Below are 15,719 nucleotides of genomic sequence, written 5' to 3' on the forward strand. Positions count from 1 at the left end.
CGCACGTGCATCTCGAACGCGGGCCCCGCGAAGGCTCGATGGCCGATTCCCCAACCGGATCCCGCCATGAGCTTCGCCGCCAGCACCGCCATTCGCCCCGAACCCTTTGTCCCCGTCAGCGTGCCGGTCGCAGACCGCGTGCATGCCGAGCGCGGCGAGTTCGCCGCAGTGCTGTCGATGCGTCACGCAGGTCCCAGTCCGGTGCGCCTGCGCTATGAATGGGTCGGCCCGGCCAATGCGCCGGTGGTGGTACTGGCCGGTGGCATTTCCGCCCATCGCCACGTGGCGTCCAATGCACAGTTCAGCGAGAAGGGCTGGGCCGAAGGCCTGGTCGGCAGCGGGCGCGCGCTGGATCCGCAGCTGCTGCGCGTGCTGGCCGTCGATTTCGTCGGTGCCGACGGTGCGCTGGACGTGCCGATCGATACCGCCGATCAGGCCGACGCATTGGCGCTGGTGCTGGATCATCTCGGCATTCGCGCGCTCAAAGCCTTCGTCGGCTATTCGTATGGCGCGCTGGTCGGCCAGCAGTTCGCGATCCGGCATCGTGCCCGCGTGCGCCAGTTGGTGCTGGCCAGCGGTGCGCATCGTCCGCACCCTTATGCCGCCGCCTGGCGCGCATTGCAGCGTCGCGCGGTCGCGCTGGGCCAGCTGCAGTGCGGCGAAGACCACGGCCTGGCCCTGGCGCGGCAGTTTGCCATGCTCAGCTACCGTACCCCGGAAGAATTCGGCGAGCGCTTCGATGCCGCACCGGAAGTGATCAATGGCCGCGTGCGCGTGGCTGCCGAAGACTATCTCGACGCGGCCGGCGCGCAGTACGTCGCGCGCACGCCGGTGACCGCTTACCTGCGCCTGTCCGAATCGATCGATCTGCACCGCGTCGACCCGGCCGCGATCCTGCCGCCGACCGTGGTGGTGGCCGTGGAGGGCGACCGCCTGGTGCCGCTGGCCGACCTGGTCGGCCTGGTCGAAGGGCTGGGCCCGCGCGGCAGCCTGCGCGTTCTGCGCTCGCCCTATGGCCACGACGCCTTCCTCAAAGAAACCGATCGCATTGACGCGATCCTCGCCACCGCCTTCCGTACTTCTGGAGAGTCCGCATGAGCCTGCACGCCAACGAGCCGTCCTGTAGCCGCACCACTGCCGCTGTCCGTGCCGGCATCGATCGGGACACTGCGCATGGCGCGGTCACGCCGCCGATCGTGCTGTCGTCGAACTTCAGCTTTGAAGGTTTCGGCAACAAGCGCCAGTACGACTACACGCGCAGTGGCAACCCGACCCGCGACCTGTTGGGCGAGGCGCTGGCGGAACTGGAGGGCGGCGCCGGTGGCGGCATCACGGCGACCGGCATGGGCGCGATCAACCTGGTGCTGAACGCACTGCTGCAGCCGGGCGATACCCTGGTGGTGCCGCACGATGCGTACGGCGGCAGCTGGCGCCTGTTCAATGCGCTGGCCAGGAAGGGCCACTTTGAACTGGTCACCGCCGACCTGACCGATCCGCGTGCACTGGCGCAGGCGCTGGCCACCCAGCCGAAGCTGGTGCTGGTGGAAACGCCGTCCAACCCGCTGCTGCGCATCACCGACCTGCGCTTCGTCATCGATGCCGCGCACAAGGCCGGTGCACTCGTGGTGGTCGACAACACGTTCCTGTCGCCAGCGCTGCAGCAACCGCTGTCGTTCGGTGCGGACCTGGTGCTGCACTCCACCACGAAGTACATCAACGGCCACAGCGATGTGGTGGGCGGGGCAGTGGTCGCGCGTGATCCGGCACTGCACGAGCAGCTGGTGTGGTGGGGCAACGCGCTGGGCCTGACGGGTTCACCGTTCGATGCCTTCCTGACCCTGCGCGGCTTGCGCACGCTGGATGCGCGCCTGCGCGTGCACCAGGAAAACACCGCGTCGATCGTTGCCCTGCTGGACCAGCATCCGGCGGTCGGCCGCGTCTATTACCCGGGGCTGGCCGATCACCCAGGCCACAGCATCGCCACGCGCCAGCAGAGTGGTTTCGGTGCGATGCTCTCGTTCGAACTGGCCGACTGCGAAGGCGACGATCCGCATGCCGCAGTGCGTGCATTCGTCGATGGCCTGCGCTGTTTCACGCTGGCCGAATCACTGGGCGGCGTCGAAAGCCTGATCGCGCATCCGGCCACCATGACCCACGCCGCGATGAGCGCCGAAGCGCGAGCCGCTGCCGGCATCAGCGAAGGCCTGCTGCGCCTGTCGGTCGGCATCGAGGCCGAGCGTGACCTGTTGGCCGATCTCGGCGCCGCTCTGCAGCGTGCCGAAGCGGTGATTGATGCGGCTGCGCGCCGCAAACAGGCGGTGGATGCATGAGCGCGCTCGCCGCAGAGATTCCTGTTCTGGGCGTGGGACGACTGGCGCTGCTTGGCACCGGCACGGTCGGCTCGGCCTTCGTACAGCGCTACCAGGCGTTGCAGGCACGTGGGCTGGAACTGCCCAGCGTGCAGTGGCTGGCCAATTCACGCACTGCGTTGGAGATCGATCGTGACCTGGCGGTGCCGCTGGAACTGGCACGGCGTGCACCGCGCGATGGCCAGAGTTCGCCACCGTGGGCGAATGCCGAAGGACTGGAGCGTGGCGACGTGGTGGTCGACGCCACCGCCAGCGAAGACGTAGCCGCGCGCCACGTACAGTGGCTGGCGCGCGGCGTGCACGTGGTCACCGCCAACAAGCTGGGGCGTGGTGCACAGCTGGCACGCGCGCAGGCCATTGCCGAGCGTTGCGCAGACACGGGTGCGCGCTACGGCGACAGCGCTACCGTCGGCGCCGGCCTGCCGCTGTTGAGCAGCCTGCGTGCGCTGCTGGCCGGTGGTGATCACATCCATGCCATCGAGGGCGTGCTGTCCGGTTCGCTGGCGTGGCTGTTCCATCGCTATGACGGCAAGTCGCCGTTCTCGGCGGCGGTGCGCGAGGCGCTGGCGGCCGGCTACACCGAGCCGGATCCGCGACTTGACCTGTCCGGCGAGGACGTGCGGCGCAAGCTGCTGATCCTGGCCCGCAGCAGCGGGCTGGCGCTGGATGCGTCGCAGGTAGAGGTGGATTCACTGGTGCCTGAAGCGCTGGCAGCGCTGCCGCTGGAGGATGCGGTGGCGGCGCTCGAGCAGCTGGATGCGCCGTTGCAGGCGCGCTGGCAGCAGGCGCGCGACAATGGTCGTGTGCTGCGCTTCGTTGGCCGCGTTGATGCCGAGGGTGCACAGGTGGGCCTGCGTGAGCTTCCGGCCGACCATCCCTTGGCGCAGGGCGCGGGCACCGACAACCGCGTCGCCATCCATAGTGATCGCTATCGCCTGCAGCCGCTGTTGATCCAGGGACCGGGCGCGGGTGCGGAAGTGACTGCGGCCGCGCTGCTGGATGATGTGTTGCGGATCGTCGGCTGATCGCACCGCTCCTGTAGACCCGAGCCCACGCCCGGCTGCTCCTGGCAGGATCCCCATCCTGCCGCATGAGCCGAGCGCGGGCTCGGCTCTACAGGGGCACGCTTGCCGGTCAGCGCGACTTCAACGCCTTCAACAGCGCGCTGTTGAACTGCTTCGGGTCCTGCACCTGTGGCGAATGGCCCAGTTCGGCGAACTCGATCAGCGTCGCGCCCGGAATCGCCGCGGCTGCCGCTCTGCCGAGTGCCGGATAGTTGCCCAGCGTCGCCTTCACCGTCGGCGGCGCCAGGTCACGGCCGATCGCGGTACGGTCCTTCTGGCCGATGAACAACGTGGTGGGTACCTGCAGGTTCTTCAGTTCGTAGACTACCGGCTGGTTGAACACCATGTCCGAGGCCAGGGCCTGGCTCCAGGCAACGGCCTGCTTGCCCGGACCTTCGTACATGCCTGACTGCATCCGCGCCCACGGCTCGTAGGCCGGCTTCCATTTGCCGTCGTAGTACACGTCCAGCTGGTAGCGGCGGATGCTGTCATAGCTGATGTTCATTTCGCCGGCGTACCACGCGTCCACGCTGCGCCACGGCACGCCCAGCGCCTTCCAGTCCTCCAGCCCGATCGGGTTGACCAGTGCCAGGCTGCGCAGGTCCTGTGGGAACATCAGCGCGTAGCGCACTGCCAGCATGCCACCCATCGAATGACCGACCAGGTGCACCGGCACATCACCCAACTGCAGTTGCTGCAGCAACGCATGGGTGTTGGCGGCCAGCTGCGCGAAGCTGTACTGGTAGCGCTCGGGCTTGCTGGATTTGCAGAAACCCACCTGGTCCGGGGCGATCACCCGGTAGCCGGCTGCAACCAGGGGCTTGATCGATTCCTTCCAGGTGGCCGCGCAGAAATTCTTGCCATGCAGCAGCACCACCACGCCGATGGGCGCCTTCTTCGGCGCGATGTCCAGGTAGGCCATCTCCAGCGGCTGTCGCTGCGATTCCAGCGCGAAGGTCTTCACTGGATAGCCGTAGTCGAAGCCCTCCAGGCGCGGCCCATAGCTGGGCGCGGCGAGGGCGGACAGCGGAAGGCAGGCAAGCAGGGCGGTAGCGATCACGCGCATGGGGCAGTCCTGGGCAGGGGAGCCCCGAGCCTAACCGCAACGCAGTGATGGTGTCGTCCGACCGGCCAGGGACAACGGGGTAGAGTCGACTGTCAGTCGACTGCTATTCGATCAGACCGCGAACATCCCGCGCTGCGCGCGATAGTCGACTGACAGTCGACTCTACCTGCGGCCCGGCGCCATCGCGCCGGGCCCGGTCGACCTCAACACTCGATGACGTTCACCGCCAGGCCACCGCGGCTGGTTTCCTTGTACTTGTCCTGCATGTCGCGGCCGGTATCGCGCATGGTCTTGATCACCTTGTCCAGCGACACCTTGTGCTTTCCGTCGCCGCGCATCGCCATGCGCGAGGCATTGATCGCCTTCACCGCACCCATCGCGTTGCGTTCGATGCAGGGGATCTGCACCAGGCCGCCAATCGGGTCGCAGGTCAGGCCGAGGTTGTGCTCCATGCCGATTTCAGCGGCGTTCTCGATCTGGCTGGGATTGCCACCCAGTGCCGCGACCAGGCCACCGGCGGCCATCGAGCAGGCCACGCCCACTTCGCCCTGGCAACCCACTTCGGCGCCCGAGATCGAGGCGTTTTCCTTGTACAGGATGCCGATCGCTGCCGAGGTCAGCAGGAAGTCGAATACGCGCTGCTCATTGGCGCCGGGGCAGAAACGGTCGAAGTAATGCAGCACCGCCGGCAGCACGCCGGCGGCACCGTTGGTCGGCGCAGTTACCACACGGCCACCGGCGGCATTTTCTTCGTTCACCGCCAGTGCGTACAGATTGACCCAGTCCAGCGTGGTCAGCGGATCGCGCATTGCCGCTTCCGGCTTCGACGACAGCTCGCGGTACAGCGCCGGCGCACGACGGCCCACCTTCAGGCCACCCGGCAGCACGCCTTCCTCGCGGATACCGCGCGCCACGCAAGACTGCATTGCGCTCCAGATCTCGCGCAGCTGGGCACGAATCTCGTCTTCACTGCGCCAGCACTTCTCGTTCTCGAACATCAGCTGGGCAATGCTCAGGCCGCTGCGTGCGGTCTGCGCCAGCAGCTCGTCGCCGCTCTTGAACGGGTAGGGCAACGGGGTCTCATCGGGCACGATCCGGTCGTCGGCCGCGTCGTCCTGGTTGACCACGAAGCCGCCGCCGACGGAGTAGTAATCGCGGGTAGCGATTACTTCGTCCTCGGCGTTGTAGGCGGTGAAGCGCATGCCGTTGGTGTGGTACGGCAGCTTCTGGCGCTTGTTCATGCCCAGGTCGCGCTTCTCGTCGAAAGCGATCTCGTGCTGGCCCATCAGCTGGATGCGCTTGCTGCTGCGGATGCGCTCGAGCGTAGCCGGAATGATGTCCGGGTCGATCAGGTTCGGGCGCTGGCCTTCCAGGCCGAGCAGGATCGCCTTGTCGGTGCCGTGGCCGCGGCCGGTCAGCGCCAGCGAGCCATAGACATCGGCGCGGATGCGCGCGACCTCGGGCAGGCGGCCCGGATCGAGCAGCCAGCGATGGATGAATCGCTCGGCGGCCTTCATCGGCCCGACGGTGTGCGAGGAACTCGGGCCAATGCCGATCTTGAAAACGTCGAACGTGCTGACAGCCATGGATGCCGTACTGCGGGTACCGGAAGAGACCGCTATTCTAGCGGCTCACGCCGCACTTCCATGGCTGCGGCGCAGCATTTCGGCAGAGGGAGCAAAACCGGTGTTGACTCTGTTCCAGCGTGACGATTGCCACCTGTGCGACATGGCCCTGGCCGAACTGGCCAAGGCGCGGGCGCCGGAGTTCGAATCGGTGTTCCTGGATGACCAGCCGGCGCTGGAATCGCGCTACGGCGCGCGGGTGCCGGTGCTCCGCGACGAGCGCGATGACCGCGAGCTGGACTGGCCGTTCGACGCGGCCACGGTGCAGGCCTGGCTGGCCGTCGATCGGTAGTGCCGGCCGCTGGCCGGCAACCCCTCTGTTCCCGGTGATGCCGGCCGGCGGCCGGCACTACCGGAGGCGTGTTATTTCGCGTCGAACTTCACGATCGTGCTGATCGCGGTCTCATCCGGGATGGTCTTGGTATCGGCCCAGTCGCCACCGCCGACGCCGAAGTCCAGGCGCTTGACCGTGGCCTTGCCCGTCAGCACCGGCTGGGTGCCCGGCTTCCAGGTGAAGGTGAGGGTGACCGGCTTGCTGACGCCACGCAGCTCGAGGGTGCCATCGGCGGCGAACTGGTCGTTGCCGACCGCGCGGAAGCCTTTGGCGGTGTAGCGCGCAGTGGCAAACTTGCCGACGTTGAAGAAGTCGGCACCCTGCAGGGTCGAGTCGCGGTCGCTGTTGCCACTCTTGGCACCGGCCAGCGGGATCACCACGTCCAGCGAGCCGGCGGCCGGATTGGCCGGGTCGAAGCTGAGCTTGGTGGCGAAGCCCGGGAAGCTGCCGGTGAACACCTCGCCGTCGTACTTGGTCGCGAACACCAGGATCGAGCCGGCGCCGGGGGCCTGCGCATAGTCGGCAGCGAGCGCCGGGGCGGTAGCCAGCATGCCGGCCAGGGCGGCGGCCACGGCGGCCGGAGTGGTCAGTTTCAGGTTCATCGGTCAGTCCTTCTGAGGGGAGGCAAGCCAGCCGCGCGGCAACATGCGGGACAGGGTCGCATCGCGCTGGAACAGGTGGTGGTAGAAGGCGGCACCGGCATGGGCCAGTACCACCGCGATCAAGAGCCAGAAGCCGTATTCGTGGATGGCATGTGACACCGCGACAACCTGCGGGTCGGGTCCGCTCAGCTTGGGCACATCCACCAGGCCGAACCAGCGGAACGGGCGCAGGCCGCTGGCCGAGTCGTACAGCCAGCCCGACAGGGGGATGGCGAACATCAGCACATACAGCAGCACGTGGGTGGCGCTGGCGATGCGTTCCTGCCAGCTGGGCACGCCCGGCACCGGCTTCGGCGCACCGGCATACAGGCGCCAGCCCAAGCGCAACAGCACCAGCGCCAGCACCGTGATGCCGATCGACTTGTGCGCGGTATAGACCCAGAAATACTTGGGGGTCTTGGGCAGCTCGCCCATGGTCAGGCCGACCACGCCCAGGGCGAGGATCAGCAGTGCGATCAACCAATGCAGGATCTGGCTGACACTCCCCCAGGCGGCGGGGGTGTTCTTGGCGGTCATGAAAGGTCCTCTAGCGGGCCATCTTGGGGTCGGAGTGCGGAACGGGAGCGGGAGTTCCCGGGGCGTCGCTGCGGTCGAGGGTGGCTTCAGCCTCGATCCTCAACTGCACTGCATCACCGATGACGCCCGGCCAGGCGGTGATGCCGAACGCGCGCCGGCTCAGCGTGGTGCTGGCCGAGAAACCGGCGGTGCGTCGGAATGGGGGCAGGGGGTAGCGCTTGATGGCGTTGAGGGTCACGTCCAGCGTGATCTCCTGGCTGACCCCGCGCAGGGTCAGGGTGCCGATCACGTGGGCGCGCCTTGCATCGATCGGTTCGACCCGGCTGGAGACAAAGTGTGCCTTCGGGAAGCGCTCACCATCCAGCAGGCTGCGCGCCAGCGTGGCCTGGTTCCATTTGGCATCACCAAGGTCCAATCGCGACACGGGAACCTCGACGTCCAGTGTGGCTTCGCGCCAGTTGTCGGGATCGAACTGCAGGCGTCCTTCACTGCCGGAGACCGTGCCCATCGCCTGCGAGTAACCGGCGTGGTCGATGGTGAACAGCACACGGGTATGCACCGGATCGAGGCGATAGGTATCCGCATCGGCCCAGGCGGGAGCGGTGGCGAGCAGCATCGGCAGCAGGGCCAGGCAGGGACGCATCGATGGCGGGCTCCGGAAGGGGACGTTGCGATCATACGCACAGCCCCCCGCCAACGTTGCGTGCATGGCTGCAACAGTTCGTGGTGGGTCCACCGGTGGAAACAGCCTGTTGCAGCCATGAACCCGGCGCTGTGTGACAATCGGGGCAGGACAGGGGGTTCAGGATGACGAGCGGTTGGCGCCTGTGGCGCCGGGGCATCGCGGGAATGGGGCTGCTGCTGATGGCATTTGCCGCGGCGGCTGCGGCCCCGGACATGGCCGAGACACCGCGGCTGCGCCGTTTCGGTGCCGCCGAAGGCATGCCCTCGCGCATGGTGCTGGCGCTGGCCGAGGATCGCCAGGGCCATGTCTGGGCCGCCACCGATGGTGGCCTGGTGCGCTATGACGGTGGCAACCTGCGGGTGTGGGAACATGATCCGGAGCAGCCGGGCTCGCTGCCCGGCAACGAAATCGAGACCCTGCTGGTCGATCCCCTGGACCGCGTCTGGGTCGGCATCAATGGCAAGGGCGTGGCCCGGCTGGATGCCGACCGCGACCGCTTCAAGACCTTTGATACCGTCAACGGCCCCTGCATGAGCCAGTTCTGGACGCTGGCCTACGCCGAGGATGCACTGTGGATCGGCACCAGCGGCCATGGCGTCTGCCGTTTCGGTGAAGATGGCAGCCTGCGCTTCTTCGAGCATGATCCGGCCCGTCCCGAGGGATTGCCCAGCAATACCATCTACAGCAGCCTGGTCGATGCGCAGGGACGCCTTTGGATCGGCACCGAGGCGGGCATTGCGCGCTGGAACGGGACTGGGTTCGAGGCTGTCGCACCGCGCGAACTGGGGGCGCTGAGCGTGTTGCGCCTGAGCCGCGACCCCGACGGCTCGATCTGGGCCGGCAGCCAGAATGACGGCCTCTACCGTATCGACCCGCAGGACCGGGTCAGTCGTCCACGCTGGGCCGACAGTGCGCGCCTGCGTTCGGCGCTGGTGCTGGCTGATCGCCAGGGCGGTTACTGGGCAGGCACCTCCGATGGCCTGTTGCGTGGAGATGCCAGCATGCTGTGGCGGCTCGATGGCGACCGCGGCAGTGGTTTCCTCACTGCCCAGAGTGGTGTGCTCGATCTGCTGCAGGACCACGAGGGCGGATTGTGGGTGGCGCTGCTGACCCAAGGCCTGGCCTACCTGCCCCCGGACTGGCGCCGGTTTTCGATCTGGAACCAGCTTGACGGCAAGCCGCTGGACAGCCAGTACCTGTTGAGTGCAGCCAGCGATGGCCAGAACTACTACGTTGGCTCGGCACATGGCGTGTACCAGCTGGATGCGCAGGGAACCCTGCGGTTGCTGGCCAGCGATCGCGAGATTGGCAGCGGGGCGGTGTGGTCGGTGCTGCCGCGGCCGGACGGGCGCCTGTGGCTGGGGCGTGCCGGCCGCATCAGCGTGTACGACCCGGCCACCGGCGCGTTGCACGATTGGCGTATCGACGGGGGCGCGGACCTGCGCCAGCGCGTCGATCTGATGCGGCAGGCCGCCGATGGCACGGTCTGGCTGTCGGTGATGAACCTCGGCCTGCAGCAACGCAGTGCCGACGGCCGCATACTGCGCAGCTACCCGCTGGAGGATTTCCGCAAGACGGCCGATTCACCGATTGAGCAGATCCGCTTCGATGCCCAGGGCAAGGCCTGGGTGATGGGCGACATGGGGATCTGGCGTGAACAGGCCGGGCGCTTCGAAGCGGTGCCGGGCGTTTCGCGCGGGCTGATCTATGACCTGGTGTGGGTCGATCCGCAGCAGCTGTGGCTGGCCCGGCAAGGTGCGCTCGAGCGCTATCAGTGGGATGGCATGAGCCTGCGCCTGATCCAGCGCATTGATGGCAGTGCGGGCGTGCCGCCGGTGAGCATGGGGGGGCTGGCGTTGGCCGAAGACGGCCGCCTGTGGGCGACCACGCCACGTGGCCTGCTGCGATGGGATCCGAAAGCGCGCCGCCTGCAGCAGTTCAACGAACGCGATGGCCTGCCGGACGCCGAGTTCACCAGCCGGCCGCCGGCGGTGAATGCCGACGGTCGCGTGCTGGCGGTGGCCCAGACCGGCCTGGTCGAGTTCGATGTGAATGCCGCCGATACCACGCTGCCGCCTTCGTCACTGGTGATCGCCGAGGTCCGCGTGCGGCGCGATGATGCCCGTGGCTGGCAACCGCTGCCGACCAGCGGCACGTTGTTGCTGGGGCCGGATGACCGTGACCTGCAGATTGATGCGCGGCTGCTTTCCTATGCCAACCCGCAGGGCAACCGCTACCGCTTCCGGGTTCAGGGCTACGACCAGAACTGGGTGGAGCAGGGCGGTGACGGCCAACGCACGCTGTCGCGGCTGCCGACCGGCAGCTACGTCATTGAAGTCCAGGCGGCGACGGCCAGTGGCGCCTGGACACCTTCGCAGCGGCTGCAGGTAAAGGTTTTGCCACCCTGGTGGCGCAGCGGCATGGCGATCTTCGGCTACCTGCTGATCGGCTCGTTGCTGCTGCTCATCGTGGTGTGGTCGATCCGTGCGCGGCTGCGCCGCCGCCAGCAATGGCAGTTGACCGTGCACAAGCAGCAGCTGGCGGAGCAGGCATCACAGGCCAAGAGCCGGTTCCTGGCCACGCTGGGCCATGAGGTGCGCACGCCGATGACCGGCGTGCTCGGCATGAGCGAACTGCTGCTGGCCACCCCGCTGGATCCAGTGCAGCGCAGCTATGCAGGCTCGATCCAGCAGGCGGGCAGCCACCTGCTGCGGCTGGTCAATGACGCGCTGGATCTGGCCCGCATCGAGGCCGGCCGGCTGGAGCTGGACCTGCGCCCGTTCGATCTGGCCAGCCTGCTCGACCAGGTGCAGGCGTTGATGCAGCCGATGGCAACGCAGCGCAATCTGGAGTTCCGCCGTGGGGACGATCCACCTGGGCCGATCAGCGTCAGTGGCGACGAGATGCGCGTGCGGCAGATCCTGCTCAATCTGCTGGGCAATGCAATCAAGTTCACCGAGCGCGGGCACGTCGGCCTGGCTGTGCGGCTGGAAGACAACGGTGGTGGACTCTGCTTCGAAGTGCATGACACCGGCCCGGGCATCAACGCCGAGCAGCAGGACCGCCTGTTCCATCGCTTCGAACAGGCCGATGGCCCGCGCACCGCGTCGCGCTATGGAGGCAGCGGGTTGGGCCTGGCGATCTGCCAGGAGCTGGCCGTGGCCATGAACGGGCGGATTGAAGTGGACAGCCAGCCGGGCAAGGGCGCCCGCTTCCGGGTATGGCTGCCGCTGCCCTGGAACCGGCAGGCCGCCAATGCGCCGGGCGAATTGCCGGTACTGCCGATGCTGCCGCCACTACGCATCCTGCTGGTGGAGGATGACGCGACCGTGGCCGAGGTCATCGCCGGCCTGCTGCGTGGCCGTGGCCACGACGTGGTGCACGTGCTGCATGGTTTGGGCGCGCTATCGGAGATCGCCACCGATGGCTTTGACGTGGGCCTGCTTGATCTGGATCTGCCGGCGCTGGACGGCACCGCCATCGCCCGGCAGCTGCGCACCATGGGCTATGAACTTCCCCTGGTGGCGGTCACTGCACGGTCCGACGCCTACGCCGAGACCCAGGTCCTGGCGGCTGGGTTCGATGGCTTCCTGCGCAAGCCGGTGACCGGTGACATGCTGGTGACTGCCATTGCCCAGGCGCGCGCAAAACGACAAACCGCCCTTTGAATGCGCCAGCGCCGGGCGTGAACGTCGCGACTTTCGGTTTACCATGCCGACGCCCGTAGTGCGGGAATCATCAGAAGCAGCGTGAGGAGGCAATCGGTGGTGTATCTGCGGGCGGCGATGCTGCTGCTGGTCCTCCTGTGCGGCCTGTCACCCGCTGCGGCGCAGCCGGTGCCACCGAACCCGCGCCAGGTGACGGTGTTCGACGGCTTGCCGTCCAACACCGTGAACCGCATGGCCGAGGATCGTTACGGTTACCTCTGGATCGCTACCAATGACGGCCTGGCCCGCTACGACGGGCGCAACTACCGGATCTGGCGCTCGGAAGACGGCCTGCGCGACAACCGCATCTGGACGGTGCTGGTCGATGCCCGCAACCAGCTCTGGATCGGCACCGAGAACGCCGGCCTTGTACGGATGTCGGCCGATCGCCGCCAGCTGCACTTCTACGACCGCAGCAGCCAGCCGTTGATGGGCACCAACACGGTCTGGAGCCTGGCCACCACGCCGGATGGTTCGGTCTGGTTCGGCACCCACGAAGGTGGTCTGTACCGCCTGGACAACCAGGACCGGTTGCAGCGCTTCCTGCCTGAAGCGAACAACCCGCGCAGCCTGCCGGCGGCATCGGTGCCGTACCTGGCCACCCTGGCTGACGGCAGCCTGTGGATCGGCACCAAGCATGGCGTCGCGCGCTGGACCGGCACGGACTTTGAGCGGGTCGGGGCCGGCATCATTCCCAGCCTGCTGATCAATGGCTTGACGGCCGAATCCGATGGCAGCCTTTGGATCAGCACGATGGCCGGCGCCATGGTGCGCCGTCCCGATGGTCGTTTCGAGGCACCGTCCTGGAAGCTGCCCGAAGGCGAGCAGGTGCTGGGCATGATGCTGCGCGACGAGCAGGGCGGGCACTGGCTGGACACCCGCACCGGCCTCGGCCGGGCGGTCGATGGCCAGTACCAGGCCGTGCCCCTGTACAGCGCGGTGGCACGTGGCCCGGTGCGCCCGAACTGGACAGGTGCCTACGAGGATCGCGAGGGCGGCATCTGGTTGGCCAGCACGAATGCCGGCCTGTGGCACCTGTTGCCGCGCTGGTGGCAGTTCTCGGTGCTGTCGCGGCTGGAGGACGACCCGCGCTCGCTGCGCAATGCCTTCGTGCTGGGCACCAGCCCCTCCAGCAATGGCGGCATCTGGACGGTCGGCAGCCACGGCGCGCTGGACCGCTTCGATCCGAAGACCGGCAGCATCGAACAGCACCGTACCTGGGTCAACGGCATGCACTGGCTGACCTCGGTGCGCGAGGATCGCCGCGGCCAGGTCTGGATCGGTTCCAACGACGCACTGCTGCGCTATGACCCGAAGCGGCGTGATCTGCGCCGCTGGGGCCGGGATGCCGGCGCCGACGCGACCATGGAAGGAGTCATCGAATCCATGATGACCTGTGATGGTGACAGTCTCTGGCTGATGCTGCCGTCGGGGCTTCAGCAACGCGATCTGGATGGGCGCCTGCGGCGCCAACTGGATAATGGCCAGCGTGGATTGCAGCAGGGCCAGCTCAATCTGGACGTGGAATGCGGGCCACAGGACCATATCTGGCTGGCAAGCAGCCGTGGCCTGCTGCAGTGGCTGCCGGAAAGCGAGCGTTTCCAGCCGGTGCCGGGTGCGCCGGCGACCGCGATCCATGCACTGCACGTGGGCACCGATGGCCAGGTCTGGCTGTCCGAAGATGGCCGCCTGTCGCGCTACCGCTGGAGCCAGGGCCGGCTGGAGCGGCAGGCCGTGATCGGTGCAGAGCAGGGCTACCCGGCGATCTCCGCCTCGGGGCTGGTGGTCGATGCGCAGGGGGTTGCGTGGGCAACCAGTGCGCGTGGCCTGGTGCGCATCGGGGCCGACGGCCAGAGTGTGCGCCTGTATGGCGTGCACGATGGCCTGCCGAGCCAGGAATTCCGCGAACACACGCTGGTGATGTCGGCAGACGGTCATCTGGTGGCAGGTACACCGGCCGGTGTGGTGGTGTTCGACCCGAAGCAGGTACGTCCGTCGATGCGGCGTGCGCCGCTGGTGATCGAGCGGGTGGAGGTGCGCCGCAACGAGCAGGTGCTGGACCTCACCCACGACGCGCCGTTGCAGATCGCCGACGGCGACCGCGATCTGCGCATCGTCGCGCGCCTGTTGTCGTTCGCCGATTCGGCGTCCAACACCTATCGTTACCGCTTGGCCGGCTATGACCCGGACTGGGTGGAAGTGGGGCCGGCCGGTGAGCGCTTGTTCTCGCGGCTGGCACCGGGCAGCTATCGGCTGGAAGTGCAGGCGCGGTCGGCTGACCATGTCTGGTCACGTGTGCAGAGCCTGGAATTCCGCGTGCAGCCACCGTGGTGGCGCAGCTTGTCCGGCCTGTTGATGCTTGCCTCGTTCGCGCTGCTGCTGACCAGCTGGTTCGCCTGGCTTTACCGTCGGCGCCTGCAACGTCGCCACGCCTACCAGCTTGCGCTGCACAAGCAGGAACTGGCCGAACAGGCGTCGGCGGCCAAGACCCGCTTCCTGGCCAATCTTGGCCACGAGATACGTACACCGATGACCGGTGTGCTGGGTATGAGCGAGCTGCTGCTGGCCTCGCCGCTGGATCCGCAGCAGCGTGGCTATACACAATCGATCCGCCATGCCGGCGAGCACCTGCTGCATCTGGTCAACGATGCGCTGGACCTGGCGCGGATCGAATCGGGCCGCCTGGAGCTGCAGCACAAGCCGTTCGCACTGGGCAGCCTGCTGCAGGACCTGGCCGCGCTGATGGGGCCGTTGGCGGCGCAGAAGGGCCTGCGTTTCACGCTCGACAACCAGCTGCCCGCCGGCCTGCAGGCCAACGGCGATGCAATGCGGGTACGGCAGATCCTGTTGAACCTGCTCTCGAATGCGGTCAAGTTCACCAGCCGCGGCACCATCACCCTGCACGCCCGTAGCGACGCCGAACTGCGATCGCTGCATTTCGAAGTGCGCGACACCGGCCCGGGCATCAGCCAGGAACAACAGCAGCGCCTTTTCCGCCGCTTCGAGCAGGCCGATGGCGCACGCACCGCTGCACAGTACGGTGGCAGTGGCCTGGGCCTGGCAATCTGCCGCGAACTGGCGCATGCCATGCAAGGGCGGATCCAGGTGGAGAGCCAGCTCGGTCGTGGCACCTGCTTCGGCGTGACGTTGCCGTTGCCGATGGTGGTCGATGCCCATGCCGAGGCAGAGGGTGATACGCACCGCCAGGAAGCGGCCAACATGCCGCCATTGCGGGTACTGCTGGTGGAAGACGACGCGACCGTGGCCGATGTGATACGCGGGCTGCTGAGTGCGCGTGGGCATGAGGTGGTGCATGCAGGCCATGCGCTGGCGGCGCTGCGCGAGATCAGTGCCGGCGATTTCGACGTCGGCCTGCTGGACCTGGACCTGCCGGGCCTGAGCGGTTTCGAACTGGCCCAGCACCTGCGCAACCAGGGCTACATGCTGCCGCTGCTTGCCGTGACCGCGCGGACCGATCCGGACCTGCAGCAGCAGGTGGAAGCGGCCGGCATCGGCGGTTTCCTGCGCAAGCCGGTGACCGGTGAACTGCTGCTGGAAGCGATCGCCAGGGTCATGGGGCGGTAGGGTGCGGCGGCAGGGCCTGCGGCCCTGCACCTGCTGCAAGCCGGAGCAACAGCAACCGCCGAAGCAAAAGCTGGCTTCCTGTGGGATGGCGGGGTGGGTCCGGTTA

General features: G+C 67.5%; 11 protein-coding genes. 6 read left to right on the forward strand and 5 right to left on the reverse strand.

Annotated elements, in window-relative coordinates; all coding sequences use genetic code 11:
• The first annotated feature begins 66 nt into the window (after window positions 1-66).
• Genes metX through ACTXG9_RS13365 form a run of 3 tightly spaced genes read left to right on the forward strand, consistent with a single transcriptional unit; the run spans window position 67 to window position 3,394 of the window.
• Window positions 67-1,098, forward strand: coding sequence for a homoserine O-succinyltransferase MetX (metX, locus tag ACTXG9_RS13355; RefSeq protein ID WP_019660065.1), 1,032 nt, complete (start codon window positions 67-69; stop codon window positions 1,096-1,098).
• Window positions 1,095-2,330: an O-succinylhomoserine (thiol)-lyase gene (locus ACTXG9_RS13360; protein ID WP_206621975.1), complete on the forward strand. Its 1,236-nt coding sequence runs from the start codon at window positions 1,095-1,097 to the stop codon at window positions 2,328-2,330. Before metX ends, ACTXG9_RS13360 begins: the two co-directional genes overlap by 4 nt.
• On the forward strand, window positions 2,327-3,394 hold the full coding sequence (locus ACTXG9_RS13365) for a homoserine dehydrogenase family protein (RefSeq protein WP_111098790.1): 1,068 nt from the start codon (window positions 2,327-2,329) through the stop codon (window positions 3,392-3,394). The genes ACTXG9_RS13360 and ACTXG9_RS13365 overlap by 4 nt, the downstream gene beginning before the upstream one ends.
• Window positions 3,395-3,503: 109 nt before the next feature.
• Here the strand turns inward: ACTXG9_RS13365 and ACTXG9_RS13370 are convergent, their stop codons facing one another.
• Together ACTXG9_RS13370 and ACTXG9_RS13375 are read right to left on the reverse strand one after the other, a co-directional pair.
• Window positions 3,504-4,499: an alpha/beta fold hydrolase gene (locus ACTXG9_RS13370; protein WP_019660062.1), complete on the reverse strand. Its 996-nt coding sequence runs from the start codon at window positions 4,497-4,499 to the stop codon at window positions 3,504-3,506.
• Window positions 4,500-4,702: 203 nt separating this feature from the next.
• Entirely contained in the window at window positions 4,703-6,085 is a 1,383-nt protein-coding gene (locus ACTXG9_RS13375; RefSeq protein WP_021202030.1) for an L-serine ammonia-lyase, read from the reverse strand.
• A gap of 100 nt (window positions 6,086-6,185) precedes the next feature.
• Here ACTXG9_RS13375 and ACTXG9_RS13380 point away from each other — a divergent pair, with 100 nt between their 5' ends.
• A complete protein-coding gene (locus ACTXG9_RS13380; RefSeq protein ID WP_058981142.1) occupies window positions 6,186-6,416 on the forward strand; it encodes a glutaredoxin family protein in 231 nt (76 codons plus the stop codon).
• 71 nt (window positions 6,417-6,487) lie between these two features.
• On the opposite strand, the gene ACTXG9_RS13385 is transcribed toward ACTXG9_RS13380, so the two are convergent.
• Genes ACTXG9_RS13385 through ACTXG9_RS13395 form a run of 3 tightly spaced genes read right to left on the reverse strand, consistent with a single transcriptional unit; the run spans window position 6,488 to window position 8,279 of the window.
• Complete coding sequence (locus tag ACTXG9_RS13385; RefSeq protein ID WP_021202032.1) at window positions 6,488-7,060, reverse strand: YceI family protein; 573 nt, start codon at window positions 7,058-7,060, stop codon at window positions 6,488-6,490.
• 3 nt (window positions 7,061-7,063) lie between these two features.
• Entirely contained in the window at window positions 7,064-7,636 is a 573-nt protein-coding gene (locus ACTXG9_RS13390) for a cytochrome b (protein ID WP_019660059.1), read from the reverse strand.
• Window positions 7,637-7,646: 10 nt separating this feature from the next.
• The gene (locus ACTXG9_RS13395; protein ID WP_021202033.1) at window positions 7,647-8,279 is read right to left on the reverse strand and encodes a YceI family protein; all 633 of its coding nucleotides are present in this window, start codon (window positions 8,277-8,279) and stop codon (window positions 7,647-7,649) included.
• 164 nt (window positions 8,280-8,443) lie between these two features.
• On the opposite strand from ACTXG9_RS13395, the gene ACTXG9_RS13400 reads away from it, so the two are divergent.
• Together ACTXG9_RS13400 and ACTXG9_RS13405 are read left to right on the forward strand one after the other, a co-directional pair.
• A complete protein-coding gene (locus tag ACTXG9_RS13400; protein ID WP_111104429.1) occupies window positions 8,444-11,989 on the forward strand; it encodes a sensor histidine kinase in 3,546 nt (1,181 codons plus the stop codon).
• A 96-nt stretch (window positions 11,990-12,085) separates the two neighbouring features.
• Window positions 12,086-15,613, forward strand: coding sequence for a hybrid sensor histidine kinase/response regulator (locus ACTXG9_RS13405; RefSeq protein ID WP_019660056.1), 3,528 nt, complete (start codon window positions 12,086-12,088; stop codon window positions 15,611-15,613).
• Window positions 15,614-15,719 lie beyond the last annotated feature (106 nt).

Source organism: Stenotrophomonas maltophilia group sp. LNF247, assembly GCF_054083135.1.